Consider the following 26,738-nt stretch of genomic DNA (forward strand, 5'->3'; position numbering starts at 1 on the left):
ACTAAAAATATACATTCCTTGGTTAGTTTTTGGTTAGTTTCTTAAAAAATACAATTTCTTAATTCTTCAATCCTTTTAAAATCAAAAAATCTAACTCCCTCTTTAAATTACTACTATTATACCATATTTTTTGAAAAAGCCAATAACAGCAAGGTTTTAGACATTTTCTACATAAAAAAAGCTGGAAAATCTCTTTCCCAACTTCTTTTCACAATCTAATTTTATGTGTATTTACTTATTTTTTCAAGCGCTCAACATCGCGTGCAATCACCAATTCTTCATCTGTCGGAATAACCAAGACACGGATTTTCGCTGCGTCAGTTGAGATGTCTCCCGTTACGCCAAAGACATTCTTTTCTGGATCCACATCACAACCAAACCAAGAGATACCTGAAATGACATCCTCACGAACCAAAGCTGCATTTTCACCGATACCTGCTGTGAAGATAATCGCATCTGCTCCATTTAAGACTGCAAGGTATTGACCGATATGTTTTTGGATACGATCGACGTACATTTCATAGGCTAAAGTCGCATCATGGTCTCCTGCTTCCATGGCAGCAATCACATCACGCATATCGCTTGACTGACCAGAAACTCCCATGAGCCCTGATTCACGATTGAGAATGCGACTAATATCTTCAGGGGTATTGAAATCCTCTGTATATTGCATGAGATAAGGGATGATAGCAGGATCAATATCTCCTGTACGAGTTCCCATCATCACACCTCCAAGTGGTGTGAATCCCATAGAAGTATCCACAGACTTCCCACCCTTAACAGCTGTGATAGAAGCCCCGTTACCAATATGGCAGGTAATCAATTTCAAATCTTCTAGAGGACGGCCCAAAAGTTTCGCTGCTTCTCCTGCGACAAACTGGTGACTTGTCCCGTGGGCTCCGTATTTACGAACCTTGTTCTCAGTGTAATACTTAGTTGGTAGAGGATAGCGGTAAGCCTTCTCTGGCATGGTTGTGTGGAATGAGGTATCAAATACGACAACACTGGTAATATCTGGCAGCAATTCCTTAAATGCGCGAATTCCAGCTGCGTTAGCTGGATTGTGAAGAGGAGCCAACAGTCCCAATTCCTCAACTTTTTCTAACACATCTCCCTCAACAACTGTTGATTCCTTGAAATATTCACCACCTGCAACGACGCGGTGTCCGACACCTGTAATCTCATCGTACCCTTTGATAATATCAAAACGAATCAAGTCATCCAATAAAATTTTAACAGCTTGTGTATGGTCTTCAATATCAAGAATTTGTTGCTCCGAACGACCGTCAAATTTTACTGTTGAAATTGAATCTTTCAATCCAATACGTTCAATCAAGCCTTTAGCCAAAACTTTTTCTTCTGGCATTTGATAAAGTTGCCATTTCAAGCTTGAGCTTCCTGCATTGATTGCAATTGTTTTTGTCATAAGATGATACCTCTTTTTAAGCGTTTTCATCTATTATAACAAAATCTCTTTTATATTTCAGTACCTTTGCTCCAATTTTGAAAATTTTCTTTAAAGGTCAACAAAACTGACGGATCTTGCAAGCTAGTAAGAGGGTAGACAAAGGGTTCTATTTCCTTGTCTCTTTTCTTCTGTAAGACAAAAATACTTTTAGCTTGGCTTGCAGTTGAGAAAATATCCTCTGGCAGAGCGATGATAGCAGCCAGACTCACTTCGTCTTTGAGCCACCCTTTTAATAAGTCACTTTGAGGGCTAGTCAATAAATCACTCGGAGCTAGAAAAATAGCATAGCCATCTGACTTAAGGTACTTGAGGCCTTGTTCCATCAGTAAATGGTGGGCATAGGTATGCTCTTGACTAGAAGCCACTTGATAGCGTGAAGCGATGGCATCGTCTGGGTAATAGCCTACAGGCAAGTCGCTGATGACCACGTCGCTTTCTTTAAGCATTTGCGGACGAACGGCGTCTCCTTGGACAAAGCCAGCCTGCAAACCAATCACATCTGCCATACTGGCTGCCAAATCAATCAGCAAGTCATCCACTTCGATTCCCAAGTAATCTACTTTTTTAGCGAGAGAAGTCAAGAAAGTAGCCCCCAAAATCCCCATACCAGAACCTATTTCGAGGATGCTAATTTCCTCTTGTTCAAACAACTCTTCCACAATGAGTACCAATAGGAGGGAAATGGCATCTGGTGTAAACTGGTGATTGGCCTGTAAAGGCTCCGTTTGTCCTGCCTTCATCAAGAGAAACTGATAGGTCTTGAGCCATTCTTCTTTGCGAAGTGCTAAGCGTTTAAGGGCTTGATTGTTCTCCTTGACCTGCTCTAGTTCGGTCTCGCCATCTAGGTAGATACTATTTTGCTCTACCAAGGCATCATAAAAGTTGGTCGCCAAATCACTTTGAATGGCTTGGACATTCTCTAGTAAATACGTATAAGCTTGTTCTATTTTTTCAAAATCCATATTCCTATCTTATCAAATTTCCCTCCTTTTTTCCATCTGAAGAGAAAAAATCACTGCTTTAGTCAGCGAGTGATTTTTGGGCTACAGTTAAAAAGAGCTCTGCGTAATTTCCTAGGAAAAGACCTTCAGCACTATAGAGGATCTGACTGTCAATGCTCGAAAAACCAATCTGAGCAAGCTTGGTTTCCAGTTCAGCTAAATCAAAACCATGATGGTTGGTATCTGTCTTGACAAAATCAGCAATAAGCACTTGTCCATTCTCCCTAAGATGATGGTGAAACATGGCAAGAGTCGCATCTAAATCAGGCATATGATGAAGAACCCGACTGACAACAATCAGGTCAAATTGCTGCTCCAAGGGATTTACTAGTAAATCCTGCTCCAAAAACTGGATATTCTTGATGTCTTGTTGCCCTGCTTTCAAACGCGCTTTCTCCAGCATTTTCTCCGAAATATCTACAAGGGTAACTGACTTGGCCTGCTTGGCCAGGGGCAAGGCTAATAGACCCGTCCCTCCACCGAAATCCAGAATTTCTTTGTCTGATAAAAGATCAATCTGTTTTTCAACTGCTTGACAAACCAAGTTTGCAAGAAAGATATTTTGGGGCGAATCAAAGGTTTCTGCTTTGTGATTAAAATCCTGTTTCATGCTTTTAGTTTAGCACAAAGTAGTTGAATTGACTAGGAATTGTCTTTCTTTTCAGGCTTTTCTTCTGATTTTTTCTTCCCTGATTGATTGCTTGAATCAGTCGCTACCTCTTCCTTTTGATCTGTTTTCTTTTCCTTGATTTTCATCGGAGGAAAAAGAAATTCATAGTTGCCCTTATTCATACGAACACTTGTTGCAAAACCTGTTTTCGTATTTTGATACCTGACTTTTCCTAAGTTGAAGACTCGTTCCCCACTTTCTTGCTCAGCCTTATCTTTACTTCGCTTGGCCATGGCAAAAGCTGCCAACTTTTCTTTGTTTAGGGCAAAGTCTTTGTGATGGGCTACTTGCCGATTCAAATAAAACTGCAACAAAAGGCTAAAAATGGCTGCCATGGTAACCGCATATAAGAGAACGCCTGCCTTAACTTTTTGCTTTTTCCACACGATAGATGAACTCCCTTTCTAAGCCCTTTTGAAATTGGAAGCGAAAGCGAACCAATTGATTTTCCTCTATAATCTGTGCTGATTCGAGTCCATAAACCATGGGTTGGTAGCCCCGTCCGCTAGTATCCGTTTTTCGAAAATCATCCGATTTAGACTTTCCTATAGAGACATCCTTACCATCCTGTTTCATGTAGAGGCGATTGCCTTCTACCTTGTCAAACTGTGAACGCTCTAACTCTGCCTCCAGTTGATCCACAAACAAGAGCCACTCCTTTTGCTCGCTTTGCTGCTGGTAACGAACTTCTGAAATGAGGAGCTGACTCATAGCCTGAAAGAGGAGCAAGCCCCCGCTAATGACGATAAGGGCAATCAGGGATTCTAACAGGGTAAAAGCTTTGACCTTATGGCTCTTTAAGGTCGAGCAACTTCTCTGAACCATGGTAGACCTCCAATCCCTTTTCACTAGCAAATACCTGAATCTCAACTCCGTTTATGTTTACTTGATTTTGCCCTGTTTGCAGAGCCATCTTCGCCACACGCAAGACTTCTTCCTTTTGCAAGATTTCTGCCTCTTCTTGTCTATTTTTCTGAATTTGTCCTAAAAGGAGGGTTGCAATGCTGGCAAAAACGGCTAGAGCAACCACCGCTTCCAGTAAAATCACTGCCTTAATTTTTTGTTTCCTTAATGCGTTTAATTTTTCCATTTCCTAGATATAATTGATAGCGAATCGCTCCTTTACTTGTATGAAATTCAACCTTAGCCAGGGACGAATTGCCCCCAGCTCGGTCAAATATAATGCTTTGTCCTGATGGGGCCTGAATTCCTTTAGGAACAGTTAAGTTTTGATTGCCGTTACTGATCGTCTGCCCATCTAAGTTCAAGCTAAATTTTTCCTGACTGCCTACACTGCGTTTTTGGGTTTCCCTATAGAGTTCTTCAAACTCCATAAAGAAAATCTGCTCCTCTACCTCTGCAAAAGTGGACTGGACAGAACCGGACAAGCCCAAGGCAATGATACTCACAAGTCCCAAAACCAAGAGACTCTCCAGCATAGTAAAGGCCTTAATCTGCAACAGTTTGACTTGTTTTTTGTTTTGCATGGTAGTCTTTATAAGCTTTGGCTTGCTCAGCTGTGATACGACCGTCCGCTTGTAATTTGCTGAGGCTGGCGTCATCATTTTTATCTAAACGATAAAGTTCTGCCTGGCTTTCCACGACCTTGACAACAGCAGCTTTTCCTTTGTCATCTACGGCATCCTTTTGCTTGGTCAAATTGGGCACAAAGAGCAAGAGAAGAACACTGATGATAAGCAAAACCACTAACATTTCTACCAAAGTGAAAGCTTTAACCTTGGCTTTTTTTAAATTTGTCATGAGTTTTTTCATTTTAAAAATTTACCTCCATATTTTGATACATGGGCATAAGCATTGCCGCATAAAGTAAAACGATAATCAGGGCCACAAAGATAAAAACCAGTGGCTGTACCAGATTCATGGTACGATTGACTCGGGTAAAAAAGGCTTCCCAAGTCTTCTCAGCATAGATTTCCAACTCACTCCCCAGCTTGGACTTGACTTCCCCATACTCGATGATGAGACTCAACTCCTTTTTAAAGAAAGGATAAGTCGCTATGGTTTGAGAAAATTCGCGGCCACTTTGCAGGGCTTGAGCCAAATCTTGACCGATTTCTTTAAAGAGCTGAGAGCCTTGTTCCTGCATGATTTGAAAAATCTGCGTCAACTCCATCCCCTGCGAAATCATATTGCCCCATTCACGCGCGTAATAGGCTGTTAGATAGGTCTGGACAAAAATTCCTAGAAAGGGAATCCGTGCTAACATTGAGAAGACCCGCATCTTGGAACTTCTTTTGTAGAAAGTGAGGGCTAAAAGTAAAGATAGAGCGCAAACCAGCACTAGTCCTAGAAAAATTTGTGGCAGATTGCTAATGATTTGGGTGGCGATATTGCTACTGTCCAGTTGGGGGAGCAAATAATTCCTGAGCCCCAACATAATTAGCAGGAGAAATCCCAGCAAAATCAAAGGATAGGTCGCCACTTCGATTAACTTCTTCTTGACCTTGGCCAGATTTTCCAGATATTCTTCTATCTTTGCCAAACTCAGGTGGAGATTTCCATGAACTTCAGCTAGAGATAATTGGGTCACAATAGCACTTGAAAAACCCAAGCTGTCCATCATCTCTGAAAAGGATTTCCCCTGAGCCAAGCCTTGGTGCATCTGGGCCACATAGTCCTTTTCCAGCAGGGCACTTCTGCCCAAAAAAGAAATAATTTCCACCAAATGAAAGCCACTGGAAAAGAGGTTGTTAAACAGGGTGATGATTTTCTTCTGCTTAGCTGTAGCTAATTTTTTCCGTTTCAGCCTGAAGACTTGTGATATGTCCATCTTTAAGAAGCTGGTCAATCTGCGCATTCCAGCTGGTTGGCTGGTGTTCCTGATAGTCTTTGTTTGCAAAGTCAACGATTCCTCCTCCCCCGATTAATCTCTGGTAGCAGACTCCTTGCAGAACAACTGCTAATTCCTCCTCCGTCACACCCAACTCCAGAAGGCGTTCATAAACACCTCGGATACTCTTGGCATGAATGGTTGAAAAGACCGTCGCCCCTGTCAAACTGGCTCTGACAACCGCACGCGCCGTCTCACTATCTCGAATTTCACCAATAATCAAGAGGTCCGGACGATGCCGGAGAGACAGTTTGATCAGATTTTCATAGGTCAAGCCAATCGCATCATTCAACTGCAACTGGAGCATGTCTTCCTGCTTGATTTCGACAGGATCTTCAATGGACATGACCTGTTGCCCCATAAACAGAGACTTAGCTAATTCGTGCATCAGAGTCGTCTTGCCACTTCCGACTGGACCTGCAAAGAGATAGAGCCCCCGTTGCCTGTACTGCTCACCCAGTTCGTTCATATCTTGAAACCAGAAATGCAGGTCCTGCTCCTCATCGTGCAACAAACGAATGACCAAACTCTCATGCCCCCGATAATCTCCCACGGTAGACAAACGCAGAGAAGATACCTTCTCCCCATGCTGATAGTCGCAAGAGCCCAGCTGACTGCGCCTCTTCTCTCCTACGTTCATACCCGCCACAAACTTAAAATGACTAATCACAGCAGCTAAAACATCAAACTCATAGGAGTCAACTAGACACCGTTCGTCTCCAACCCGCATGTGAAGTTCATAGGACTTTTCCTTGGGGATAAAATAGATATCCTGAGCCTTCTTTTCTTTCGCAGTCGCAATAATTTTCTGTGCAATTTCTTGTACCATACCGCCCTCCTTATCTAACTATTCGCAAAAAAATAAAAAAAGCAACTTAAAAAGTTACTTTTTATCTCCATTTCATGCGACAAGAACGATGCTTTTCTTGACCTGTTTGTTTTTCGTAGCCTGGACGTAGCTTTTCATCGGGGATGACTTGCTCATCCTGTAAAAGTGCCAAAGAATGATACTGCTGCAAATACTCATCACACTCATCACACCAGCGTTGGTCAGCAGGATCCCAAAAAATAGTCATCAAATCACTCCGACTTTTATAAAGAGGATTCTTCTTTTCCAGCTCAAACCAGCATAACTTATAATATTTTAGAGCATCATAATACTTGTCAAAAGATTGACTCATGATGACATCTTCTTCCCAACCTTCTATGAACCACCACGGTTCAAAATCCCCATACATTTCTATAACACGATACATTCTTACTACTTCCTTTGTATCGTATATTATAACCAATTTTTCAAAACAAGGAAAGAATTTTGCTTAAGTTCCATAGCAGAGAAACTTATTAAAATCTTTTTTTGAGCATAATAAAAATAGGAGTCCTTGATTGACCCCTATTTTATCATCTTATGCTTGATAACGTTTCACACCATCTAGATAGGTTGCTACCAATTCCAAATCTTTATCTAGTACGATAAAGTCGGCATCGTAACCTTCACGGATTTGACCACAGACATCATCGATGTGAACAGATTTTGCTGGGTTGAGGCTGGCCATCATGACTGCTTCATGCGGATTCGCAATTCCCCATTCGACCACATTCTTCAAACCATCTTTGAGTTTGAGGATAGAACCTGCCAAATTGCCTGTAGATTTGAGGCGAGCAGTTCCATTAGCAACAACTACTGGGAATTCTCCCAACATGTAGTCTCCATCTTCCAAACCACCCGCTGTCATACAGTCTGTGATAAGGGCGATATTTTCAGTTCCTTTTTGTTTGAGCAAAATGTCACAGGCCTTTGGATCTACGTGGTGACCGTCACAAATCAATTCTGCGTAAGTATGAGGCAATTCATACATGGCTCCCACCATACCGAGCTCACGGTGAGTCAACCCACGCATTCCGTTGTAGGCATGTACCCAAACACTTGCTCCAGCATCTACTGCTTTTTTAGCTTCATCAAAAGTCGCATTGGAGTGTCCAAGAGCAACAGTCACTCCTTCACCCGTAATTGTACGAACAAAGTCTTCTACACCTTCACGTTCTGGCGCAAGGGCAATTTTATTGAGCAGGCCATTGGCAGCTTTTTGCCAAGCACGAAACTCATCCATACGGGGGTCTTTCATATAGGCAGGGTTTTGAGCCCCCTTGTATTTCTCTGTGAAATAAGGGCCTTCAAAATAGATCCCACGAATCTTGGCTCCACTTGCTTCCTGATAACGAGCACCGATATTTTCTGTTACCGCAAGCAACTGCTCGTAAGAGGAAGTCAACGTCGTTGGCAAGAAGCTGGTAACGCCCGTGCTAAGCAAGCCTTCACTCATGGTATGAAGGGTTCCTTCGATGTTATTATCCATAACATCCACACCGCCAAATCCATGAATGTGGGTATCCACAAGTCCTGGGGCAATGCTATAACCGGTATAGTCAATCACCTCAGCTCCTTCAGGAATCTGTTCTACATGTTTGCCAAACTTGCCATCCACAAGTTCCAAGTAACCGCCACGACGAACTCCGTGTGGGTAGAAAAACTGATCCGCTTTAATATAATTAGGCATAATGATAACCTCCTTGATAGATTGATTCTAGAATTTATTATGTCAATTACATTATAAACCTTTCTTTTTCATTTGTAAATGGTATAGACCTATTTTTCGTGGATATTTTAAAAGAGCTGGATTTCTCCAACTCTTTAATTTTATTTTGATTTTACAGGCAGTTCTTGAGCAGCCTTAACAGCAGCTGCAATCGTTTCTGCGTATAGCTTAGCACCTTCTTCGAGCTTGCTATTGTCATTCCCAAAGTGGACTTGGTCGGTTCCAGCCCAGATTTCAGGATGTTCCTTAGCAACCTTATTCCAGTCAGCTATGCTCACGTAAGGATTCTTTTCAGCTAATTCCCGTGCATAAGCCGCATACTGCTCCACTGATGTGTAAGTGTCCTTGCTCTTGTCTCCCTCATAAGGTGTCACCAGTATCAGATGGTGTCCTTTCGGTAGATTGTTCACGATGCTATCCAAATCATTCTTATAGCCTTCAGGATTATTGACTCCCGTTGCAATGACAACTGTTTTTAGCAGCGCCTTGTTCTGACTGTTATTGAGCATAATATCATTGGCTTGCTTGGTCGTTCGACTAACCTGGGCATTGATATTTGCTTCAGGAAGTGCCTCTTGTAAGGCTGTATTGGCACGCAAGGCTACCGAATCTCCTATTAGGCTTGTTCCCTCAGAAATTCCTAAACGACTCAGTTCAGCTTGTTCAGCAAGAGTCTTTGTTTGTCCTATATTGGTCTGGGCTTGTTTGAAACCATTGACCATCAAGTCTGTCTCAAAAGCTCCAACTTGAGGAGCCACAACTATGATAATCAAGCTAATCAAGGTAAGAATGACAGCAGCACCAGCACTAATTGGTTTAATATGGGGCAATCGACTAATCTTCCGTATTAAAGGATTGGATTTACCGGCAATCAATGGCTCAATAATATAGAAGGATAGGATAGCAAAGAAATAAGAAAAGATGATCGTCAGAATAACAGCAGGCAGATTACCCATCAACTGAGAAAAGATAATATAAAAAGGCCAGTGGAAGAGATAAACCGCGTAGCTGGTATCCGCTAAAAATGTAATTATCCGAGGTTCTTGTATCTCAGGCGTTTTCTCATGCAAGACACGCGCAGCAAAAATCATGGTCACTGCCGCTAAACTTGCTAGCAAGAAGCCAAATAAGTACGCAAACAGGTAGGTGAACTTGACAAAGAAAGTCAAGAGCACTAGCACCAAAAGCCCTGCGGCAAACACCAAGAGATTCTGACGAAGATCCCACATCCGGTCAAACTGCTTGACTAAATCGCTCGTCTGACGAACCCCCACAACTGTCGCCAAAATGCTTCCTAAAAAGAAAGGATAGACATGGGTCAGACTTGAGAAGTAGACAGATGAATAGGAACTCGCCATTAGACTACCAATAAACATGGAGAAAAAGCTAATGATAAAGGCTCCAGCAGAAAGGAGAAAGACCATCCCTCTCAATTGACTACTAGATTTTGAACGTTTCGATAAGAACCAAACCGCTAAGCCCCAAAGGATATAGTAGTGAACCTCAACAGCTAGACTCCAGTTGTGAACAAAGAGATGCGGAATGAACTGGGATTCATAACTTCCCCCTGTTAACATTTCGTAGAAGTTGGTCATAAAACCGAGAACTCCAGCTATTTGGCCACCAATTCCAGCAACATAGTCTTGACGAATCAAGAAAGTAAAAGGCATGGTCACCAAAACCATCAGCACCACAGGTGGTACGATACGATAAAATCGTCTCTTAAAAAATCCAAGTAAATCAATCTGGCGTGCCTTCCCAAATTCCTCTAAAAGGAGGGAGGTGATCAAAAATCCTGAAAAAGTGAAAAAGACATCTACCCCAAAGAATCCTCCAGGAAAGATTGTTTGAAAGAAGTGGTACAAGAGCACCAAAAGTAAACCTGTAATCCTAATCAAGGAAAACCATTTAATACGCATACGAGTCTATTCTCCATTAAATTAGGAAGCAAAATACCACCTAATTTCCATTCCATTATACTCCCTATTCTATCAAAAAAATAGGAAAAATCCTAAGAGAAAACTTAGGATTTTGGCATTCTATTTTTACACTTTAGAAATTGCGCCCTGACTTGTTGTAGCCATATTTTTCTACAAAATACTCACGAAATTCCAAGAGATTGTCATCCATGATGGCTTGACGCACTTGCTTCATCAGATTGAGCAAGAAGTAAAGATTGTGGTAGCTAGTCAAGCGGATACCAAAGGTTTCGTCAGCCTTGAGCAAGTGACGAAGGTAGGCTCGTGTGTAGTTCTTACATGTATAGCAATCACACTCAGGATCCAGTGGCGTAAAGTCTTCAGCGAATTGGGCATTTTTGACAACCAAACGACCTTGGGTGGTCATACAAGTCCCGTTACGAGCGATACGAGTCGGCAAGACACAGTCAAACATATCTACACCACGAATGACTCCATCAATCAAGCTATCTGGCGCTCCGACACCCATCAAATAGCGAGGTTTGTTTTCAGGTAGCAGTTGAGTTGTGAAGTCCAAGACTGCATTCATTTCTTCGTGGGTTTCTCCTACTGCCAAACCACCGATAGAGTAGCCTGGAAAGTCCATGCTGACAAGATCATGCGCTGATTGGCGACGAAGGTCTTCAAATCCAGCTCCCTGCACAATTCCAAACAAGCCTTGGTCATGCGGACGACGATGAGCCTTCAAACCACGCTCAGCCCAACGACTGGTACGCTCGATGGATTTCTTAACGTAGTCGTAAGGTTGGTAAAACTGAGGACATTCGTCAAAGGACATCATGATGTCTGAGCCTAGATTATTCTGGATGGAGATGGCTTTTTCTGGCGATAGGAACATCTTGGAACCATTAAGATGGTTTTTAAAGGTTACTCCTTCTTCTGTGATATTACGGCTATCTGCTAGGGAATAAACCTGGAAACCACCACTATCCGTCAAGATTGGTTGGTCCCAGTTCATAAATTTGTGGAGACCACCTGCGCGTGCGATGAGTTCGTCCCCAGGGCGAAGCCAGAGATGATAGGTATTGGACAGGATAATTCCCGAACCCATCTCCTTCAACTCTTCTGGTGACTGGGTTTTTACAGTAGCTTGGGTCCCAACCGGCATAAACATAGGTGTCGGGAAAGTGCCATGAGGGGTGATGATTTCTCCCAGACGAGCTCCCGTGTGTTTCTCTTTCTTAATCAAACGGTATTTGATTGGTGAATCTGACATTTTCTACCTCCGAAGCTGGGAAAGACAGTCCCAGTTCATACTTTGTGCCCAAAGGCATACTGTATGATTTTATCAAAAAAACTAGGAACTGTCACGAACTATGGTATAATGAGAGAATGAAATACCCAAAAATTGATTTAAAAACCATTCGTCTGCAGACGAGGCAATTTCAGGCTGAAAATCCCCGCCTCTTTCTCGTCTATCTCTTACCTAGTATGCTGGTCATCTTGTCAGGCTTTCTCAACCCCTTGACTCGTCTCCAAGAAAGTGTTTTAGAGCAATCCTTTTTCAGCATGCTGGCACAAGTTCTCCAAGCCTATCTCTTCCCGCTAGTGGTTTCTTTTATGAGCACGATTTTTCTAGCAGGTGCTGCTTTTGCGACACTCCGACTCCTCAAGGATCCTGATACGGAACTCTCAGTAAAATCAAGCCTGGCCCTCTTTGCTGAAGAGCGCTTCTCGCAAACCTTCCTAACTCTGCTCCTCAAACGTTTCTACCTCTTTTTATGGAGCATTCCAAACTTAGTAGGCATTTATTTCCTCTTTTATAGCAATCTCTTGGCTAGAAGATTTGTTGCCCTACATCCTGAATTTCCAAAACTAGACCTCTCATCTGTTGAAAACGAGCAATTCCTTATGACCTTTGGGCTCTACTTTTTTGCGAGCCTCATCTTGATGATTGTAGGAAATGCCCTCTATATCCCGCAACATTATGCCTACTCGCAGGTAGAATTCCTCCTCTGCGACACTCTGGATTTAGGCCAGGCTAAACCCCGTCAAATCCTTAAAACCAGCCGTTTCTTGATGAAAGGTTACAAATTCCAGCGCTTTGTCCTTGACCTACAACTACTCCCTTGGTACTTCCTCAACTGGCTCACCTTTGGAATTGCTAGTTTTTCACTCCTTCCCTATATCCAAAACAATCATATCTTCTTTTACAGAGCCCTACTAGCCCGTAAACGTCGAAATGGATAAGAGCATACAAAAACCAGCGTCCTGAAAGACGCTGGTTTTCTTATTTCAAAAGCAAAATACTCAGTAAAGTCAAAATAGCGGGTCCGCCTTGCTTCAGAATAATCTTCTTGTCTGCTGTTAGAGAACCGTAGGTCGCTGCACCAAGCACAAATAAAACAAAGATGGTCACAATTTCTAAGCTTTGTGAGAAATAAATCCCGTACAAGAGAAAGACACCTATCAAAGCATTATAAATCCCCTGATTTTTAAACAATGAACTCACTGACGGACGAGCCAGTTCTTCTTTATCCATGTTAAATACACGACTATTTACTTCAGATTGCGTTGCAACACTTTCCAAATAAAAAATGTAAAAATGCTCCAAAGCAACGATAGTTGCTAAAACAATTGTAAAAATAGACATATTCTTCTCCTTAAATTTCTATCTCTTCTAAGCCAGATATCAACTTTTCTAACAAACGACTGAACTCTTCTCGCTCTCCTTTTGTAAGTACACTTTCCATCTGACTCTTTACCTTTATATGTTGTTTGGGAGAGTTGGTTACGAGTTGTTCTCTCGCAAAGTCTGTCACTTCCACCAAAACCTCCCTCTGGTTTTCAGGATTCCGACGTCGATTAACCAAACCTTCCTTTTCCAAAATTTTAAAGTGCCGTGTCAAGGCAGCCTGATCGATTTGCAACTTCTCCTGAACGGCAATCTGGTTGCAGGGTGACTGCTGCAGTAAAAACTGCAAGATTTGATAGCGGGTCAAACTAATTCCCAATTGTTTCTCAAAAAGTTGAGTGATCATCTGATCTGTTAAATGGAGCTGGTACAGTAAATCATGGATTGCTACCATAAATCTTTCTCTCTTAATATTGATTTATCAATAATTGACTTATCAAATATAATATAAGCCAAAAGATAAATCAAGTAATATGTTTACATTCTCTTGAAATACTACTCACTTCCTCATATTTGTTCTTTTTATTCTAAAACTATTACACAAAAAAGAAGCGGGAACTTAATCAGTTCCCAACTTCCATTTTAATGATTAGTTCATTGATACGTGAACGTGATCATAGTGATTTTCGGTTACGCTACCACGGTCTGGCATTGGATTCCACGTGTAGGCAGGTCCATATTTACTATCGTATGGAGCGTAGAAACGTTGTTTCCAGATGATGTAGTTGATACCACGGCTAGCCATATTTTTGACTGCATATTCTGCAATTTGATCTCCGAGTGCTGAACTCACTGGAACCATAAAGTCGATGGCCAAACCTTTACCATGGTCCCCACTGTCACCAGGACGATAGCCACTAAAAGATGTAATTCCAAACAAGTTGGCTACTTCTGCTTTAAAGGCCGCCGTTTGTGGTTGAAGACCAGCATTCTCAGACTTAGCTACAGCAAGTCCTGCATAGTCAGGAGCCGCTGGAGCTGAATAAGTTCTTGACGGAGTTTGGCTTTGCTCTGCTTGATAAGTCGAAGTTGCAGTGTCAGAAGTTGCTGTTGATGCTGCTTCTTCTGTTGCACTTGTTCCTGTTGTATCAGTAGGTGTTTCAGTTGCTGGAGCAGCTGCTACTGGTGCTTCTGCTGGAGTTGTTGCTGCCGTTTCTTCAGTAGCTGGAGTCGCTGATTGAGGAGCTTCTTCTTCAACTGGACTAGTTGTTTCAGTTGTTTCTGCTGCTACAGGTGTTTCTGTAGATGGTGTCTCTTCAGCAACTGTCGCTGTCTCAGAAACTTCTGAATTTGGCGCTACTTCTGTTGGTTTTTCAGTCTCTGTTACAGTTGGAGCATCCTCAATTGGTTGAGAAAGGTCTTCTACTTGAACTGTTTGTTCATCGACTGTTACTTGATTCGTCGTCAAATCAGCTGTCGCAGTCGTCACTTCTTCACTAGTATCTGTTTGAGGAGTTTGGATTTCAACTTCCGTTACTTCTTCTGCCTCATTGACAGTTGTAGTGAGGACAGTATCTGGGAAAATCAAGTCCATATTGGTGATTTTGTTCAAATTAGCAAGAACCGTCACATCTACTCCCAAAGCTTCTGCAATCGTACTCAGGGTATCACCATACTGAACTGTATAGCTGTTTTTGTTCTCGTTTTTCGTCACATCACTTTGAATTTGCTCAACGCTACGTGCTGTCCAAGAGATTTCTTGAGCTTTAGCTCCTAATGCGGGAGCAAGAGATAAGGCTACTGTTGAGGCTAAAATAATTCTTTTCTTCATTCGTTCATATTCCTTTCAAATGAGTACCTGTCTATCATAACACAAAAAAAGCAGAAAAAAAGCCCTCTCGGGCCTATTTAACAGAACTGTCTATTCCTTGTAACAAACTCGATTACTTGAAATAGTTTGTTAGGTTTCTGTCACAAAACTGACACAATCTTCTCGCTCCTAATCCTCAAAAATATGAGGGATATCTGCCAGTGCTTGAATCCTGTGATTCCCTTCATAAGAAGACTCTAAAAAGTTGATGCTTTGAAGGCCACTATTCTGGGCAAATTCCACATCCAAAGTCCGGTCCCCTATATAATAGGTCTTCTCAGAATCCAACTCATACTTGTCTAGCAGATAGGTCGCCGCTTCTGGATTAGGCTTGCGCGCAAAGCCACTCTGACTGGTTAAAATCTCTGTGAAATAGCATTCCAACCCCAAGTCTCTGAGAATGGCAAAAGCATTGTCCCCCTTATGAGTATAGACAAACTGCTGAATCCCTGCTTGGTCTGCCCAAGCTAGCACTTCACGCGCACCTGGCATCAAAACTACCTGAGCATTTTTCTCAGCCAGACTTTGGGCGCGCACCTGATTGAGCACTTCCGCATCCAGGTTTCTCTCTTCTACCACCTGCTCCAGCAAATCCTGCACAGAGTACCTGAGGATAAACTCTCTCACTTTTTCCTTATCATAAGGAATAGAAAATTGAGCAAAGGTCTCCTCAATCCCTGACAAAATCGCTTCGTAAGAGTCCAATAAAGTCCCGTCTAAATCCCAAATAAAGGCTATTTTTTGCATCTCCTATCCTTTCAAGCTCATATAACGCTGGTAACGGTAACGTAGAAATAACCAACGGAAACCATTATCCAAGAGAGTCCCTGCCCAAATACCAGGCAAGCCCCAACCAAGAACAATCCCCATCAGATAGGCTGTCCCTATACGGATACACCACATCCCAATACTTGTCGCATAAAAGGGGAGGCGAGCATTTCCCAATCCCTGCCACACTGCAGTATAGATGACTGTCCCTGTCGCCATGGGAGTTCCTAGTAGAGAGAACAGTGCCACCAAAACGCTCGCTTCAACTGCTATAGGGTCCGTCGTATAGAGATGAGTCAATGGTGTCCCCAAGGCATAGATACTGAGAGTTAAGGGCAACATGAGAAGCAGAGAAAGCCAAAAGGTTTGCTTGCTTACCTCGTCAACTCTTTCCCAGTTATCCTCTCCAACTGCTCGAGCTACCTGCATGACCGTCGCCGTAGCGACGCCAAAGGCAGGCATATAGTTAAACTGGGTCAAGACTTCTCCGACTGCATTCCCCGCTACTGCCTCCGTCCCAAAAGAGACGACCAAGGCAATGATCACTACATCTCCAGCCCGCATCATGAGACGTTCTCCTGCCGCTGGCAAAACCAAGGTCAATAGTTCCTTATCTAAACCAAAAGTCGGTTTCTCAAAAGGCAACTTTAATTGCGACCACAAAATCACAAGACCGACTAAGCGAGATAAGATAGTCCCCCAAGCAACACCCGCTATTCCCATATCAAGGACAAAAATAGCTAGACTTGAAAAAAGAATATTCAAGGCATTGGATAAAAGACTAACATAGAGAGGCAGACGCGGATTATGCGTTGCACGAATCAAGGCACCTAGACTGGTCATCAAGCCCAAGAGAACAATCGATCCACCCACCAAAGATAGGTAGAGCCCACCACTCTCGGCCACAGCCTGCTCAGTTCCCAAAAGTCCTATCATCTCTTGCCCAGCAAAAAGCGATAAGGCGCCTAAAAGTGCACTCAGCAATAGGGTTATCTTGAGAGCCTCTGTCACGTGATAAGCCAACTTGGACTGATCTTTCTGCCCCAAACTTTTTGAAATAACACTGGAAATAGCAGCTCCCAGAGCGATAAAAATCGCCTGGTAAATGGTGATAATATTGCCAGCCACTGAAACACCCGAAATAGCTACCAGTCCCAAGTGAGCGACCAAGTAACTGTCCACCATTCCCATGAGCATCTGCAAAAAGTTTTCACCCATAGCTGGCAATGCAATATTAAGAATGTCTTTATTTTTCTTAAACAATCTCTCCTCCTGATGAAAAGAAACTCAGTTGGTTTCCCAACCGAGTTTACTCCCTCTGTCTTAAAGTCCTAGATAAGCCTCAACCGCTGCTTGCATGTCAGCAGCTGCCACTGTTGTTTTATGACGAACTGGAGCTGCTTCAAGCCCATCAACCGCTGGTGGCACTGCCACTCCTGAAATGTCATGTAATTGAGCCAAGGCTTCAAAGTCTGTCAAGCCTGCTTTTCCTGTTACAGCTTCTACTGCAACCACCGGGAACTTGTAAGGACTAGCTGTTGAAGCAATCACTGTCTTAGTCACATCACCAGTAGCCGCTTGATATTTTCTATACACTGCTGAGGCAACAGCTGTGTGTGGATCCTCGATGTAGGCATCTGTTTGATAAACACGTTTAATTTCTGCCGCAGTTTCTTCCTCAGTCGCATATTCAGCTGCAAAGAGTTCCAGAATCGCTGCATCAAAGTCTGTCAATTCATATTGTCCTTGTGTACTCAAGGCATTCATGAGTTCAGCTGTCTTAACCGCATCATTCCCCAAAAGATGGAAAATTAAACGCTCTAAGTTTGAAGATACTAAGATATCCATAGATGGGCTAGTCGTCACCTTAAACTCACGTTTCTTGTCGTAAACACGAGTTTTAAAGAAGTCAGTTAAAACATTATTGTCATTTGAAGCACAGACTAATTTACCAACTGGCAGGCCGATTTGTTTAGCATAAAAGGCAGCCAAGATATTTCCAAAGTTTCCTGTTGGTACTGTGAAGTTGACCTTTTCACCAGTCACAATCTCACCAGACTTGACCAACTGAGCGTAGGCATAAACATAATAAACAATCTGTGGTACCAAACGACCAATGTTCATAGAGTTAGCTGATGAAAATTGCAGTTTATTGGCAGCCAATTTTTCACGAAGTTCCACATCGTTGAACATGTGCTTCACATTTGTTTGCGCATCGTCAAAGTTACCATCAATAGCAATAACATGCGTATTGTCGCCAGTCTGAGTAGTCATTTGCAACTCTTGCACCTTGCTGACACCGTCTTTTGGATAAAAGACGATGATCTCAGTACCAGGCACATCCGCAAACCCCGCCATAGCAGCCTTACCAGTATCACCAGATGTCGCTGTCAAAATGACGATTTTGTTCTCCAAACCATGCTTTTTAGCAGCAGTCGTCATAAAGTATGGCAAGATAGACAAGGCCATATCCTTAAAGGCAATCGTTGAACCATGGAACAATTCCAAGTTGTATTGCCCATCCAGTTTCACCAATGGTGCAATAGCTGGAGTATCAAACTTGCTATCGTAGGCATTGTTGATACAGTAGTCCAACTCCTCAGCTGTAAAATCATCTAAAAAGGCTGACAAAACTAACTTAGCCACTTCTTGGTAAGAAGCATCTTTCAATTTTTCAAAATCCAAATCTACTTTTGGATAAGTAAGTGGTGTAAACAGACCACCATCCGTCGCCAAACCTTGCAAAATAGCTTGGCTGGCAGTTACTGTATTATTGGCATCACGCGTTGATTGATAAACTAATGTCATGAATCTCTATCCTTTATCTATAGTCCCTTCCATTATATCATGATTTTTCAGAAAATTCTCCCTTTATAAGAGAAATTATAATCCCAATTCTTTCTTCAAAGGCTCTAAATAAACCATTTCTTGCTTATCTCTTTTCTCCAGTCCCTCCTCAGCTAGGGTGAGTAAGTCTTTAGAAAACTCGAGAACCGCAGCTTCTTCTTCATCTGTGAGTTGTTTTTTAGAAAACTGTCGTCTTAAAAGCTTATAATCACGACCAGCTGTGGTAAAAAAAGGAGCCGTTCGCAAGTAAGTTTCAAGCTTGTCTAAATGAACCAACAATCCCAAGTGAAAAGCTGCTGAAGCAAAAGTCCTATCGAGCGGCTGAGTACACACACTACGAAACTCAACTGTTCCTCGAGTCGTTAAGTCTTGGTACTGATAACTACGATGGGTTTCAAAATCCTCCTCCTGAGGATGAATCAATACCTCATCCCCATTAAGGCTAAATGCCTGGATTTCAGGTGTAGCCAAATAATCTCTAGCCTGAATAGGATAAAAATAATAGGTCTGTCCATCACGTTCTGCAGTAAAAATTGCAGAATGATTTAGATAATCAAAAAAATCATTCTCATCTTTAAAGAGTCTAGCATTGACACCTACATTCTCTGGATAGATACCATGCATGGATTCTTCCCAAAAAATATCTCTCGAAATTTTGGTATCCCAATCTGCCCCTGAAAACTCAGAATTTGCAAACAAATAGGCTTTAGCTGCTTCAATTTGTGTAAAAGCATTAATAACACGCAGGTAGTTAGACCTTGAAACGTCTAGTTGAACCTGACTCCCACAGATAAAGGCTCCATACTCAGGAAAATGATGTAAATCTGATTTAGTAACATTTCTACTCAAATTCAAATAATCCATCAACATCTGATAGCGGGTATAAGCCACTGGACAATTCTCATTTTTATCCCAGTTGGGATGAATGCCGCAATCAACAATAGCATGGTTAGCTTCACCCAACTTATTCTGAATCGTAGCCATATAGAAGTTAAAGCGTTCTTCTACCTCTTGGATAGATTCGGCCTTTCCGAATGCAAACTCAATTGTCGTATAAGCAACCTCAAACAAGATCGTATCTTGGCTGACTGGATCAAACAACTGAATTGGATTCCCAAAATCATCCACTTTTTCGATAGAAAAACCCAGTACTGATGGTAAATACCGAAAGAGGTCCTTAACAACTTCACCATCTGTAGCTTTACCCTCTAAATTTACAATAGGATATTCTAACTCAATCCCAATAAATAAATCTGGGTTCTCTTTTATATTCTTTAAGTAACGTTTCTTTAGTAATTCAACAGACCGAGACATTAATCACCAAACTCTTTCATAATTAAAATAAATTGTGAATAAGTAATATTATACCAAAAATACACTAAAAATGACTAGAATAAGAAGAAAAAGATCATTCATCAGTTATCTGTAATTAAAGAAAAATATCAAAATCTTCACCAAAACAAAAAACAAGGTCCGAAGACCTTGTCTTTATTACTATACCGGCGGCCGGGGTCGAACCGGCACGTCCTTGCGGACACTGGATTTTGAGTTCCATAACTACATTATTTAAATCTTACAGCCTTGATTTAATAGGGTTTTAAGCCTTTTGAATCTTGCAAAATAGACTCATTTTTCAAATTTTTGTAACTTTTTGGTAACCCCGTTAAAGACACGGACTCATGCCCCAGATAAAGATAATTCAAATTAGATTACGTCTATCTATTTACTTACCTTTTATTTACTTTAATTCCTTTATCTCTTTTAGAATACTAAAAATATAGAAACTAAATAGAACTATATCTAGGAAATCAAACAAAAAGAAGCTTCTTTCCCCTAACAAGGAGGATATGGAACGTTATGTAGTTATCTTGTTTAAAGATTATAATTTCGTAAGTCGTTCTACCACACTCAACTTCCTCATAGTCATCCGAATTCCAAATTTCTTTTCAAGATAATTTGTGTTTAAACGTTTTTTTCGAGCATCACGTGGTAAATATAGGTAACAGCACTCGTGACCACCATAGAACTCTTCATCTCCAAAATTCTCTCTACTAAGTTCTGTTAGAGTACTTTCGGGAATCTCTTCGTTAGTAAAAACTAGATGAATACGAGAACTATCATAAGTATTATCAAATGGGTTTTCTTGAATAGCAATCTCTAATTGATTAATTTCTTTGATAATTATTGATAAATCAGCTCCAATTTTATCCAAAATCGTATCATGAACTAACTTTCTGATTTCTTCGTCAGATAACTCTGATTCTAACAGTATATTCCCACTCTGAATATATGTTTGAACATTTAAAAAACCAACTTCTGTTAGGATTTCTACTAAATAAGACATTTTGGGAATTCTATTGGTACCTGTTGGTGTTACTCCGCGAAGGAGAATAATCTTTTTCATACTAATGTCCTTGTGCATCTTTTTCTAAAGAGTTCATCATTTCAAAATAATAATGAGCATCCCCCGTTGAAAAATAATTAAACCATGCTTCTACTGTAGATTTTGAATATAGGCCTAACTCCTCGACAATGAGCTTAGTCCATGATAAAGATCCGGCTGAGCTAGCGGTAATAAGCTTTCCATCTTGAACTGCAATCTCATCTTTATAATAATCCTGCCCTCGATAATGTTGGCTCATCTGGGTTAAAAAGAATGAAGCATTACTTGTATGATATCGATTATCTAAAATTCCTTTTTCAGCTAATCCCAAAGTAGCGCCACAAATAGCTCCAACTAAAATATTTTCTTGCAATAGTTTAGAGGCTACTTCTAAAACATCATCTTGCTCATTATCCAACCAAGTATCACCTCCAATAAGCACTAGCGCAGCTGCATTTGCAGTATCTAAATCATATAGATTAACATCTGGAACAATTGTCATGCCTCCAGCAGTTTTTATAGACTTTTTCCCTTTAGAAACTGTTACTAATTTTACTTTAGCTTCTCCTAACATTGACTGTAAGCTTAGCGCCTGCATTAAATAGCCGTGTTCGAAATCAGCCATAGTATCTTGAATATACATATAAATATTTTTCATCATTCTTACTCCTCTTTGATAAATGATCGAACTATTAATTGTTTTTATTGTATCATATTTTATGTTTCGCTGTAATACCAATATTTTTTACTTCATCAGTAAAATAGCGATTTTTAGACATTAAACAACCTACGGTGGCTCACCGTAGGTTTGTATTTATGTTATCAACTTATGCAACGTTTCAACCACTTGTCCTCAATACCACTATGCTCCCGTTTAAAAGCAGAGTGAAGGATAATGACAAATAGTACCAACATCTAGAATGAATTTAGAAACTAAAAACAAATCATCAATCTGCATTAAAATAATCATAAACCTCTTTAAAAAGGGTATGCAATATTTCTTGCTCCTCTTCATCTAAATTATATTTAGAGACTAGCTCGTCCATATAGTCAAATGCAGTGAAATGATTTTTTATCCCATGCATGACAATAGCAAACTTCAGATCATTTAGATCTGTTTTATTAAACTCTTTTAATTTTTTCAAATCAATTTTAGTGATTGGATGCGGGACAACATCTAGAGTACTGTAAGTCGTTTTTCCTAATAAATAGTCGGTCGTGGTATCAAATAATTTTGCTAATTTGACAACCGCTTCTAAATTAGGCTCTAAAGTTCCGTTTTCCCAACGAGAATAAGTACCTTGTTGTACATCAATCATCTCAGAAACTTGTACCTGTGTTAACTTCTTACTCTTTCTCAGTTCCTTAAGACGATCTCCAAAAGAATTATTACTAAACATTGTATCCTCTTTAATATTCGATTCTGTATATTTTAGCTTGACAAAATATTCTAAACGGTATAAAATAGAATTATTCCATAAGGAATATTTATTTTGAAATTAAATATTCCATTGAGAATATTATATCATAAAAGGAGGTAAAAGCGTATGTAACTAATAGTTCGATTTAATAAAGGAGGTAAGATTCGACAAAATAAAAAAATCTTGAAACAAATGTGCCATTCGTTCCAAGATCAAAACATATTATGTAACAATTATACCACAGAAAAGTCCTCAGTTGCACAAGAAAATTTCGGAGGTTTCACAAAAAGATGACCAATAAAGAGTTAGTCAATCAAATTTCTGGCCTAAACTCTACCTCTACTCTTAAAAATTGGATTCAACTGATTAAAGAGATAAGTGGCAAGGAATTTAAAAAAATTAAAATTCCTATCAGTAGAAATCCAAGAACTCGCCAATTAAGTTATACAGTTGCCTATGACTTTACAGACGAAGACCTTAGACAATTTCAAAAGTTAGCTAACCTAAAACTTGAAATAGGTCTAAAAGAGGCTATACAAGCCGTATTTGGGAGCCTAGCAGACAATGAGCAAGAATCCCTAAACCAAGTAATAGATGAGCTCTACGATGAACTGAGTGCGTTAAAACAGGAATTTAAGCGAGAAATACGACTGATAAAAAATGAGAATGCCAGTCTAAAAAAGAAAATCCAAGATATTGAAGAGTCGATGCAAACCGACTTACTAGGGTTTGTTAACAAGAGGTCAAAAAATAGGTTCGGCTAATAGCGAGTTTTCGGCTGAGCCAGGAGGCAGAAAGCCGAAAATGAGCGTAGATGCGGACGGACCATTTTTGACCGATAGGGTGTGTAGTAACACCACCCTCTGCAAGTAACACCACCCTCTGCAAGTTAGGTGTACCATCGAAAGAATTCAGTATTTCCAAGGGTTTCGGAGATTTTAAGGGTGGCAAAATTAGGCAAAAAGTTGAATCAAAATCTATGGCAAAAAATGAACATTTACGTTCTGTATTTGACTGGATTCAAATTCAGTTTGATAAGACTGAATTTTCGCCAAGAGAAATAATTGAAGACATTCTATTTCTTGACTATGACCTATTTATTGAGAATAAAGGGAGCCTTAAATACTATAACTATGATAGCCAGCTTCATCATGGGAATATCCGTATCTACTATGGAGCGAAAGAGTCGTCCTACATGCTTGTCATGTCAGGACAGGCACTCGAGTTCTTTAGAGATATGGTATTAGATCCAAATAGTCTGTCCGAAAGACAGTTTCTGAACAACCTCTACTACAATTACAATCAGTTTTCAGTAAGACGAATTGATATTGCAATAGATGATTTTAATGAAACACCCTATTTCACTCCTAATCAGCTTCTAAAGATTTGTCAGAAGAAACGCTTTATATATGGAAAAAGCACCTACTACAATACCTACGGAGATGAAGCAATCGGTCAGACCTTATATTTGAGAAAACCCAATGATGATGAAAGACTTAGAATTTACGATAAACGCTTAGAACGAGCTGAGAAGCTCGGTATCAGCAAGCGGTATATAGAAAATTGGATAAGAACGGAGTTAGAACTTAGGAAAGAAAAAGCTCACTACTTCATTCAAGAATGGTTGCATTCAGAAATAGATCTTCTCAACTTTACCAAGGGATATCTCAAAGAAAAAGTGAGGTTCTATAGTGATAGTCAATTCTCAAAACCTTTGAGATCTTGGGAAAAGTTTTTAGGTCACTCAAAACCTGTCTCTATCATTATTCCAAAACCAAAAACAGAACTAGAACAAAAATTAGAATGGTTTACCTATAAAGGTTCTGGAGCTATTCTAAAAGCGTATAAATTTCTATACGACAATAACTTACTGCATGAGTATGAGAAGTCTAACTATCTCGCACTCAACAATATGGAATATCCACCAGATTTAGCAAGTGGATTAATAGAACGGGCAATTCTCTTTAAAAGAGAGGATTTAATCCCTACAATCAAAGAAAATATCAAAAGGAGAAATTAACTATGGCAAAAATGCTTTCACAAAATGACTGGAATTTTAATAACATTGGAACAAAATTTGAATTGGATGAAGTTATTCCAAAATTTGAAACGGAAGTCCGAGCAGATGCAAACGGAGAAATTATCAAAAACCGAGATGGTAGCGAAAGACGTTTTAATACCGATAAAATCATTGGTTGGAAATACAATGTAACGATCAAGGATGGACAATTCAAAAAGAAATCAACCCAAGTCTCAGTAGATAATCCAGAAGCTTTAGTCGATAATGACTATATCCAAGCAATGGACGAGGTACCAGTTACATTTGACAATTTACAAGCCACTATGATTAGTTCAACGATGTATTACAAAGCGGATTCTATCCATTTAGTAGATGTAAAACAAAAATAAGTATTAGACAAGGGGAGCTAATCCTCCCCTTACTTAATCTAATCAGAAAAGGAGATCACATGATTAAAACTGCAACAAAAGATGACCTTATCGAACTTGGATTTGCTCCAGGAACTGCAAGAAAGATTATCCATACTGGCAAATTACTATTAGTGAATCGTGGTTTTAATATCTACGATAACAAACGGATTGGTACAATTCCAGCCAGTGTCGCTGAAGAACTACTAGGAATTGAACTCCAGAAAGAAGCATAATGAATGACTATTCGTAAAGCTAAAAGTGGTAAATGGACTGTTGATGTTTCTAACGGTTTCCACCCAGTCACACAAAAAAGAATACATATTATTCGTAAAGGATTAAAATCTAAAAAAGAAGCCCTAGAACTTGAACAACATATTAGAGTTGTAGAATTAAAAGAAAAACAATTTGACTTTGTAGTAACAACGGATATGTTATTCGACTTACTTGAAGAAGATGATTTGAAAAATGGCAGAAAAGTAAGCTACACAAGTACACAAAGAAACAATTATGAGCGTCATATTAAGCCATATTTTAAAAATACAAATTTAAATAAATTAACGTATGACCATATATTCGAATTTCGTGAATACCTAAAAACAAAACCTAAAAAACAAAATGAAAATGAAGTTTTAAGCTATAATACAATTAATAAGGTTCTAATTTTACTTAAAAAAATTTTTGATACTGGTATAAGAAAATCCCTCATTGATAAAAATCCTGTTGAGAATCTTAGAAAATTACCAATTAGGAAGCCTAATATCAAATTTTGGAGTATAGAAGAGTTCACGAAATTTAGAGAACTTATTCGAGATGATGAAATAAGCTATGACCTGTTTTTCGTAATTGCTTTCTTTACTGGAATGAGAATGGGAGAAATACTCGCATTAAACTGGAATGATATAAATCTTTTAACAAATACGATTTACGTTACCAAAACGGTATACTTTGTCAATAATACAAGCTACATTAATACAACAAAAACACGATCAGGAACTAGAAATATAACAATAAATCAGAAATTAGCAGAAATGCTAAAAGACTGGAAAGTAAAACAAAAAGAAAAACTTGAGGAATTTACGAAAAATACTGAAGAACTACAAATAATACAGAGTACACCAATAACAATTACAAAAAATATGATTGATAAGAAGTTTAAGCAAATACTAGAAAGGGATAAAGATTTAAAGAAAATAAGAATTCATGATTTGAGACACTCTCATGCATCATTACTTATAAATCAAGGAGAAGATTATCTTGTTGTCAAAGAAAGATTAGGACACGCATCTATTACAACAACAATTGATACTTATTCTCATTTGTACCCTAGCAAACAGAAAACATTGGCTAATAAACTTGATGATTTATTTTAAAATGGAAAAAATTGGTAACTCGACACACAACAAAGAAAAAAAGACAAGGTCCGAAAACCTTGTCTTTATTACTATACCGGCGGCCGGGGTCGAACCGGCACGTCCTTGCGGACACTGGATTTTGAGTCCAGCGCGTCTGCCAATTCCGCCACGCCGGCAAATAGTAACTGGGGTAGCTGGATTCGAACCAACGCATGAGGGAGTCAAAGTCCCTTGCCTTACCGCTTGGCTATACCCCAATAATATAAAATAGGCGAGTGATGGGGATCGAACCCACGCATGCCAGAGCCACAATCTGGTGTGTTAACCACTTCACCACACCCGCCATAATCATATTAACACGGGCAGTAGGAATTGAACCCACACTGAAGGTTTTGGAGACCTTAGTTCTACCTTTAAACTATGCCCGTAACTAAAGTAATGGAAGGGGAGGGATTCGAACCCCCGAACCCGAAGGAGCGGATTTACAGTCCGCCGCGTTTAGCCTCTTCGCTACCCTTCCAAGTTA

General features: G+C 40.1%; 30 protein-coding genes and 5 tRNA genes. 6 read left to right on the plus strand and 29 right to left on the minus strand.

Translation table 11 applies throughout. The features are described from left to right. Window positions 1-235: 235 nt before the first annotated feature. The 14 genes from NML69_RS09155 to tgt all read right to left on the minus strand — a co-directional run bounded on the left by NML69_RS09155 (window position 236) and on the right by tgt (window position 11,782). Window positions 236-1,426, minus strand: a complete 1,191-nt coding sequence (locus tag NML69_RS09155) for an acetate kinase (RefSeq protein ID WP_254726519.1) — start codon at window positions 1,424-1,426, stop codon at window positions 236-238. 50 nt (window positions 1,427-1,476) lie between these two features. Then, complete coding sequence (locus tag NML69_RS09160) at window positions 1,477-2,430, minus strand: class I SAM-dependent methyltransferase (RefSeq protein ID WP_198460191.1); 954 nt, start codon at window positions 2,428-2,430, stop codon at window positions 1,477-1,479. A gap of 58 nt (window positions 2,431-2,488) precedes the next feature. After that, window positions 2,489-3,079 (minus strand): class I SAM-dependent methyltransferase, encoded by a 591-nt coding sequence (locus tag NML69_RS09165; protein ID WP_198460192.1) that lies wholly within the window; start codon window positions 3,077-3,079, stop codon window positions 2,489-2,491. Window positions 3,080-3,111: 32 nt separating this feature from the next. Continuing rightward, the gene (comGG, locus tag NML69_RS09170; protein ID WP_000265643.1) at window positions 3,112-3,525 is read right to left on the minus strand and encodes a competence type IV pilus minor pilin ComGG; all 414 of its coding nucleotides are present in this window, start codon (window positions 3,523-3,525) and stop codon (window positions 3,112-3,114) included. Further along, window positions 3,503-3,964 carry a competence type IV pilus minor pilin ComGF gene (gene comGF / locus NML69_RS09175; protein ID WP_000250706.1) on the minus strand — a complete coding sequence of 154 codons (462 nt, stop codon included), beginning with the start codon at window positions 3,962-3,964 and terminating at the stop codon, window positions 3,503-3,505. The genes comGG and comGF overlap by 23 nt, the downstream gene beginning before the upstream one ends. Continuing rightward, on the minus strand, window positions 3,927-4,229 hold the full coding sequence (gene comGE / locus NML69_RS09180) for a competence type IV pilus minor pilin ComGE (protein WP_000413374.1): 303 nt from the start codon (window positions 4,227-4,229) through the stop codon (window positions 3,927-3,929). The genes comGF and comGE overlap by 38 nt, the downstream gene beginning before the upstream one ends. After that, window positions 4,192-4,626, minus strand: coding sequence for a competence type IV pilus minor pilin ComGD (gene comGD / locus NML69_RS09185; RefSeq protein ID WP_198460193.1), 435 nt, complete (start codon window positions 4,624-4,626; stop codon window positions 4,192-4,194). Before comGD ends, comGE begins: the two co-directional genes overlap by 38 nt. Next, a complete protein-coding gene (gene comGC / locus NML69_RS09190) occupies window positions 4,589-4,912 on the minus strand; it encodes a competence type IV pilus major pilin ComGC (protein ID WP_000735798.1) in 324 nt (107 codons plus the stop codon). The genes comGD and comGC overlap by 38 nt, the downstream gene beginning before the upstream one ends. Before the next feature lies 1 nt (window position 4,913). After that, window positions 4,914-5,930 carry a competence type IV pilus assembly protein ComGB gene (gene comGB, locus NML69_RS09195; protein WP_198460227.1) on the minus strand — a complete coding sequence of 339 codons (1,017 nt, stop codon included), beginning with the start codon at window positions 5,928-5,930 and terminating at the stop codon, window positions 4,914-4,916. Beyond that, entirely contained in the window at window positions 5,878-6,819 is a 942-nt protein-coding gene (gene comGA / locus NML69_RS09200; RefSeq protein ID WP_254726522.1) for a competence type IV pilus ATPase ComGA, read from the minus strand. The genes comGB and comGA overlap by 53 nt, the downstream gene beginning before the upstream one ends. 61 nt (window positions 6,820-6,880) lie before the next feature. Next, a complete protein-coding gene (locus tag NML69_RS09205) occupies window positions 6,881-7,246 on the minus strand; it encodes a DUF1033 family protein (RefSeq protein ID WP_007522851.1) in 366 nt (121 codons plus the stop codon). A 150-nt stretch (window positions 7,247-7,396) separates the two neighbouring features. Beyond that, window positions 7,397-8,548 (minus strand): N-acetylglucosamine-6-phosphate deacetylase, encoded by a 1,152-nt coding sequence (nagA, locus tag NML69_RS09210; protein WP_001134442.1) that lies wholly within the window; start codon window positions 8,546-8,548, stop codon window positions 7,397-7,399. Window positions 8,549-8,688: 140 nt separating this feature from the next. Further along, window positions 8,689-10,506: an acyltransferase family protein gene (locus NML69_RS09215; protein ID WP_254726524.1), complete on the minus strand. Its 1,818-nt coding sequence runs from the start codon at window positions 10,504-10,506 to the stop codon at window positions 8,689-8,691. Window positions 10,507-10,639: 133 nt separating this feature from the next. Further along, on the minus strand, window positions 10,640-11,782 hold the full coding sequence (tgt, locus tag NML69_RS09220; protein WP_125418773.1) for a tRNA guanosine(34) transglycosylase Tgt: 1,143 nt from the start codon (window positions 11,780-11,782) through the stop codon (window positions 10,640-10,642). 116 nt (window positions 11,783-11,898) lie between these two features. Here tgt and NML69_RS09225 point away from each other — a divergent pair, with 116 nt between their 5' ends. Beyond that, window positions 11,899-12,756 (plus strand): DUF975 family protein, encoded by an 858-nt coding sequence (locus NML69_RS09225; protein WP_254726525.1) that lies wholly within the window; start codon window positions 11,899-11,901, stop codon window positions 12,754-12,756. A 40-nt stretch (window positions 12,757-12,796) separates the two neighbouring features. On the opposite strand, the gene NML69_RS09230 is transcribed toward NML69_RS09225, so the two are convergent. From NML69_RS09230 to NML69_RS09275, 10 genes are all read right to left on the minus strand, one after another. Continuing rightward, the gene (locus NML69_RS09230) at window positions 12,797-13,159 is read right to left on the minus strand and encodes a DUF1304 domain-containing protein (protein ID WP_254726527.1); all 363 of its coding nucleotides are present in this window, start codon (window positions 13,157-13,159) and stop codon (window positions 12,797-12,799) included. Window positions 13,160-13,169: 10 nt separating this feature from the next. Then, window positions 13,170-13,595, minus strand: coding sequence for a MarR family winged helix-turn-helix transcriptional regulator (locus tag NML69_RS09235; RefSeq protein WP_254726529.1), 426 nt, complete (start codon window positions 13,593-13,595; stop codon window positions 13,170-13,172). A gap of 195 nt (window positions 13,596-13,790) precedes the next feature. Then, a complete protein-coding gene (locus tag NML69_RS09240; protein WP_254726532.1) occupies window positions 13,791-14,972 on the minus strand; it encodes a LysM domain-containing protein in 1,182 nt (393 codons plus the stop codon). A gap of 168 nt (window positions 14,973-15,140) precedes the next feature. Then, entirely contained in the window at window positions 15,141-15,758 is a 618-nt protein-coding gene (locus NML69_RS09245) for an HAD family hydrolase (RefSeq protein WP_254726534.1), read from the minus strand. A 3-nt stretch (window positions 15,759-15,761) separates the two neighbouring features. Then, the gene (locus tag NML69_RS09250; RefSeq protein ID WP_254726536.1) at window positions 15,762-17,042 is read right to left on the minus strand and encodes an MATE family efflux transporter; all 1,281 of its coding nucleotides are present in this window, start codon (window positions 17,040-17,042) and stop codon (window positions 15,762-15,764) included. Between the two features lie 60 nt (window positions 17,043-17,102). Beyond that, the gene (gene thrC, locus NML69_RS09255; protein ID WP_254726538.1) at window positions 17,103-18,587 is read right to left on the minus strand and encodes a threonine synthase; all 1,485 of its coding nucleotides are present in this window, start codon (window positions 18,585-18,587) and stop codon (window positions 17,103-17,105) included. A gap of 75 nt (window positions 18,588-18,662) precedes the next feature. Continuing rightward, the gene (locus NML69_RS09260; RefSeq protein ID WP_254726540.1) at window positions 18,663-19,940 is read right to left on the minus strand and encodes a gamma-glutamylcysteine synthetase; all 1,278 of its coding nucleotides are present in this window, start codon (window positions 19,938-19,940) and stop codon (window positions 18,663-18,665) included. 565 nt (window positions 19,941-20,505) lie between these two features. Continuing rightward, a complete protein-coding gene (locus NML69_RS09265; protein WP_061853397.1) occupies window positions 20,506-21,030 on the minus strand; it encodes a DUF1697 domain-containing protein in 525 nt (174 codons plus the stop codon). 1 nt (window position 21,031) lies between these two features. Further along, on the minus strand, window positions 21,032-21,667 hold the full coding sequence (locus NML69_RS09270) for a DJ-1/PfpI family protein (protein WP_032913075.1): 636 nt from the start codon (window positions 21,665-21,667) through the stop codon (window positions 21,032-21,034). Between the two features lie 289 nt (window positions 21,668-21,956). After that, a complete protein-coding gene (locus NML69_RS09275) occupies window positions 21,957-22,409 on the minus strand; it encodes a helix-turn-helix domain-containing protein (protein WP_061853398.1) in 453 nt (150 codons plus the stop codon). Between the two features lie 311 nt (window positions 22,410-22,720). Between NML69_RS09275 and NML69_RS09280 the strand changes: the two genes are divergently transcribed. The 5 genes from NML69_RS09280 to NML69_RS09300 all read left to right on the plus strand — a co-directional run bounded on the left by NML69_RS09280 (window position 22,721) and on the right by NML69_RS09300 (window position 26,230). Beyond that, on the plus strand, window positions 22,721-23,194 hold the full coding sequence (locus tag NML69_RS09280) for a hypothetical protein (protein ID WP_254726542.1): 474 nt from the start codon (window positions 22,721-22,723) through the stop codon (window positions 23,192-23,194). Between the two features lie 215 nt (window positions 23,195-23,409). After that, a complete protein-coding gene (locus tag NML69_RS09285) occupies window positions 23,410-24,450 on the plus strand; it encodes a replication initiation factor domain-containing protein (protein ID WP_254726544.1) in 1,041 nt (346 codons plus the stop codon). Between the two features lie 2 nt (window positions 24,451-24,452). Beyond that, window positions 24,453-24,839 carry a hypothetical protein gene (locus tag NML69_RS09290; RefSeq protein ID WP_003009646.1) on the plus strand — a complete coding sequence of 129 codons (387 nt, stop codon included), beginning with the start codon at window positions 24,453-24,455 and terminating at the stop codon, window positions 24,837-24,839. A gap of 59 nt (window positions 24,840-24,898) precedes the next feature. Beyond that, complete coding sequence (locus tag NML69_RS09295; RefSeq protein ID WP_254726546.1) at window positions 24,899-25,093, plus strand: DUF3173 domain-containing protein; 195 nt, start codon at window positions 24,899-24,901, stop codon at window positions 25,091-25,093. Window positions 25,094-25,096: 3 nt separating this feature from the next. Then, entirely contained in the window at window positions 25,097-26,230 is a 1,134-nt protein-coding gene (locus tag NML69_RS09300) for a site-specific integrase (RefSeq protein ID WP_254726548.1), read from the plus strand. Between the two features lie 74 nt (window positions 26,231-26,304). On the opposite strand, the gene NML69_RS09305 is transcribed toward NML69_RS09300, so the two are convergent. The 5 genes from NML69_RS09305 to NML69_RS09325 form a co-directional block, all read right to left on the minus strand. Next, a tRNA-Leu gene (locus tag NML69_RS09305) sits at window positions 26,305-26,388 on the minus strand. 9 nt (window positions 26,389-26,397) lie between these two features. Beyond that, window positions 26,398-26,469, minus strand: a tRNA-Gln gene (locus NML69_RS09310). A gap of 13 nt (window positions 26,470-26,482) precedes the next feature. Continuing rightward, a tRNA-His gene (locus tag NML69_RS09315) sits at window positions 26,483-26,555 on the minus strand. A gap of 14 nt (window positions 26,556-26,569) precedes the next feature. Continuing rightward, window positions 26,570-26,640 (minus strand) — tRNA-Trp (locus NML69_RS09320). A gap of 11 nt (window positions 26,641-26,651) precedes the next feature. After that, a tRNA-Tyr gene (locus NML69_RS09325) sits at window positions 26,652-26,732 on the minus strand. Between the last annotated feature and the right edge of the window lie 6 nt (window positions 26,733-26,738).

It is taken from the genome of Streptococcus sp. CF8-6 (genome assembly GCF_024295845.1).
Classification (GTDB): Bacteria; Bacillota; Bacilli; order Lactobacillales; family Streptococcaceae; genus Streptococcus; species Streptococcus oralis_BO.